This is a genomic window from Veillonella sp. VA139, from assembly GCF_003992005.1.
Classification (GTDB): Bacteria; Bacillota; Negativicutes; order Veillonellales; family Veillonellaceae; genus F0422.
In genome coordinates, this window is the sequence record NZ_RQVL01000052.1 from 1 (window position 1) to 3272 (window position 3272).

The 3272-nt window shown below is 37.6% G+C and carries 1 protein-coding gene; it reads left to right on the forward strand.

Going from position 1 to position 3272, the window contains the following annotated elements:
- Window positions 1-153: 153 nt before the first annotated feature.
- Entirely contained in the window at window positions 154-2904 is a 2751-nt protein-coding gene (locus EO125_RS09650; protein WP_127148713.1) for an autotransporter domain-containing protein, read from the forward strand.
- Window positions 2905-3272 lie beyond the last annotated feature (368 nt).

Here is a 3272-nt window from a genome sequence, read left to right on the forward strand (position 1 = left end):
CGCAGGATTCTTTAGTGACGAGGAACCCTCTTTTAAAGCTAGGTAATTATTTTTCCAACAAAAACTTGACACCGTCAGAAGACGATGTTATATTATATTATATTATATTATATTATATTATATTATATTATATGTGTTGGGGTGTTATATTCCATGAAACGGAAACAACTTTTGCTATCATTAATAACAATTTCCCTAGTTACCAATGTGTGGGCAGCGCCTAGGCAAGGAAAAATTATTACAAATCCTAAGTATACGGCGGTGGTATCAAATAAGAATGAGGAACTTAAAGGGGCTGTAATAGATAAGAGTACGGAGACTACACCAATTAATTCCTTGGTTGTTGCAGCTCATGATGGGACAAATGAAGTCACTGTTAAGGGAAATGGTACAGTCAGTGATACTATTGCTAACCAAACTGATGTAGCAACATCAAAGTGGAAACATTTTGATGGAACGGAAGTGAAAGCACCAGCACACTGGACGATAGTCAAAGACAAACCTATAGGCTATGTGAGCGCAAATAGATATAGGTTACAAAGTGCTGCTGAAAATGCAGGTTTTCTATTAGCCGATAATAGCTATAAGGGGCATAATGATATTACCTTAGAAAATGTGTCGATTAAAACCATAAATTCTAGGCATTCTATCTTTGGAAACCAAACGTTGACCACAGATGGTAAGGGAATGTCTGACACGACGATTACTTTTAAAGGGACGAACTATCTCTTTACAGATGGATCTAAGGTGACTAATAATCCGGAAATGAATGGCATTGAGTTGTTAAAAAGCGATAACATCTTAATGAATGCACCAGGACAAAAAAGCCATACCCATATCAAATTAGAGAAGGATTCCACCCTTAATATTTATACGGTATCTGGTACCTCAAAAGGGCGTGGGATTGGTATCACCCAATATAGAAATGTGAATATAAATAATACGGGTCCTAGGAGAACTATTATCAATCAAACGGAAATGGATTTTTATGGGGCTGTAAATATCAAGGTAGACCGTGGTAACAGAATGAATGCAGAAAATTACGGTGTGTATGTAGGGAATTTACCGAAAAAAGCTGCGAGCAGTGATGATGTACCCGAGGAATCTTACGATCGTGCTACTTTTTATAGTGATGTGAAAATAGATGTACAACCTGTACTTGATGAAGAGGGAAAACAAAAATCTATTGGAGATGCTTTTAATATTGATGGTAAAAACAGTAAAGTTGAAGTTAAAGGCGATGGAAAAGTACAAATCGACGGTGATATTCACGTTCTGAATGGGGGTAAGCTTGAATTAAATTTAAAAAATAAGGACTCCTATTTCCACGGAGAAGCTCATATTGGTAAACAAAAATATGGTGGTGATCCTGATGACCCTAATAATCCGCCTAATGGACAAAATCTGTTTGAGGAAAACCGTGACTTAACAAAAGAAGCAGACCATGTGGAGACGAAATTCAACTTTACTATGACCAATGGTTCTCGTTGGGAGGCGACGAATACATCGAAGATTAATAATTTTAATATTTCCAATGGTGCAACGGTCAACTTCGCGAATCCTAAGCGGAATATTAATATATCCGTGGAAAATTTGAAAGGTACTGGTGGTACTTTCAATATGCATGGAAAGATTGCTGATTTTACTGATAAGAATAAAGGTCAAGGTATAGCTGATAAGTTAATCGTTCGTAAATCTAGCGAGGGCGATCATAAAATAATCTATAAAGATGATGGAACTGCGCCTACGAAAGGACACGAATATGCAAAGCTCGTAGAATATGTCACAGAAAATAAAGACGATATTAAGGGACATTTCAAATTAATTAACGGCACCACTGATCAAGGGGCCTATGAATTTACATTGACTCGTCCAGATGATTCTAAACTTGTTAAAATTGAAGGTAAAGATGAAACAGAAGTTGTTCATGATGACTTTTACCTAAATCCTACAGGGCGGTTAAGTTCAGGGGCTCAGGCGGTAGACGTACTACACAATATAATCTATCAGGCGAATGTAACCACCATGGGTACGTTGGTGCAACGATTAGGTGAAATTCACTTTGAAAAAGAATTAAAAACTTCTAATGATTTTTGGATTAAACATATTGAAGGTAAATTCTATGCAGATCCTACATTCAAACGTGGGTCCTATCAACATCGATATTATGGTTTACAAGGTGGTTATGATTGGAAACGCACAAAAGGACGATGGAATAGTTATCACGGTATTGAGTTAGGCATGCTGCATTCCTATGGTTCTCTGGATGGTGTGACAGGATCATTAAAACTGGTACAGCGTGAAATTGGTCTATATTCTACGTGGTTGAATAGAGAAAATCACACCTATGTGGACCTGGTAGGACGAGTGGCGACGTACCGTGGTGGATTTGATATGTTCAACAATAACAACACGGATATTTCTTCGAATACTATGCAAACAACGTCGTACTTGTTGTCTGCTGAAATGGGACGTCGATTCTATCGTAAGGAAACGGAACGACGGAAATATTTCATCCAACCAGAAGCACAACTATCCTATCATTTTACTGGCGGCTATCCATTGTATATGAAACATGGATTGACTTCTGTAACTGATGATTTCCGTAGTTTAGTACTTCGTTTAGGATTCCGTGCAGGTGTAGATCATATCAAAACAGAACGGGCGAATCCGTATATTAAATTTATGTGTGAACAAGAATTGTTAGGGGATACGAAACATACCTTTAATGGGGCTGCTGTGGAAACACCAACGAAACGAGAGCGTTGGTTTACCTATGGATTTGGTTTTACCTATCTTAGCAAAGACAAAACGGAACAATTCTACTTAGAATCTCAACGATCCACACGTCATAAGGTGAAACAATCTTGGCAAGTGAACTTGGGTTTTCGACATACATTCTAACACATTGATGTAGATCTTCTCGGGATGAATCGTTCAGCATAGGGTTGTGTTTACATGAAACAGAGTCCTATGTATATGATGTGTGCTATGTCATGAAACAGAGTTTAGAAAATTGCATAGCCTCTATGGACAGCATAAGATAGCACTAGCGGTGAGTTTAGCTAGTGCTATTTTCTGTACTATTGGTATGTCACCCAGAGGGTGGTCCAACGTAGTGATGATTGCCATAGGTAACGTGAGAAATCCCTATGTGTATAGATACGTTCCATCTGCATAGAATAACTGTTATATGTTAGTGTAAAATGTTTGTGGGAAAATAAAATAGCAAAAGAAGGTCATCCTTTGTTACAATGAATGTGTTCAAATAA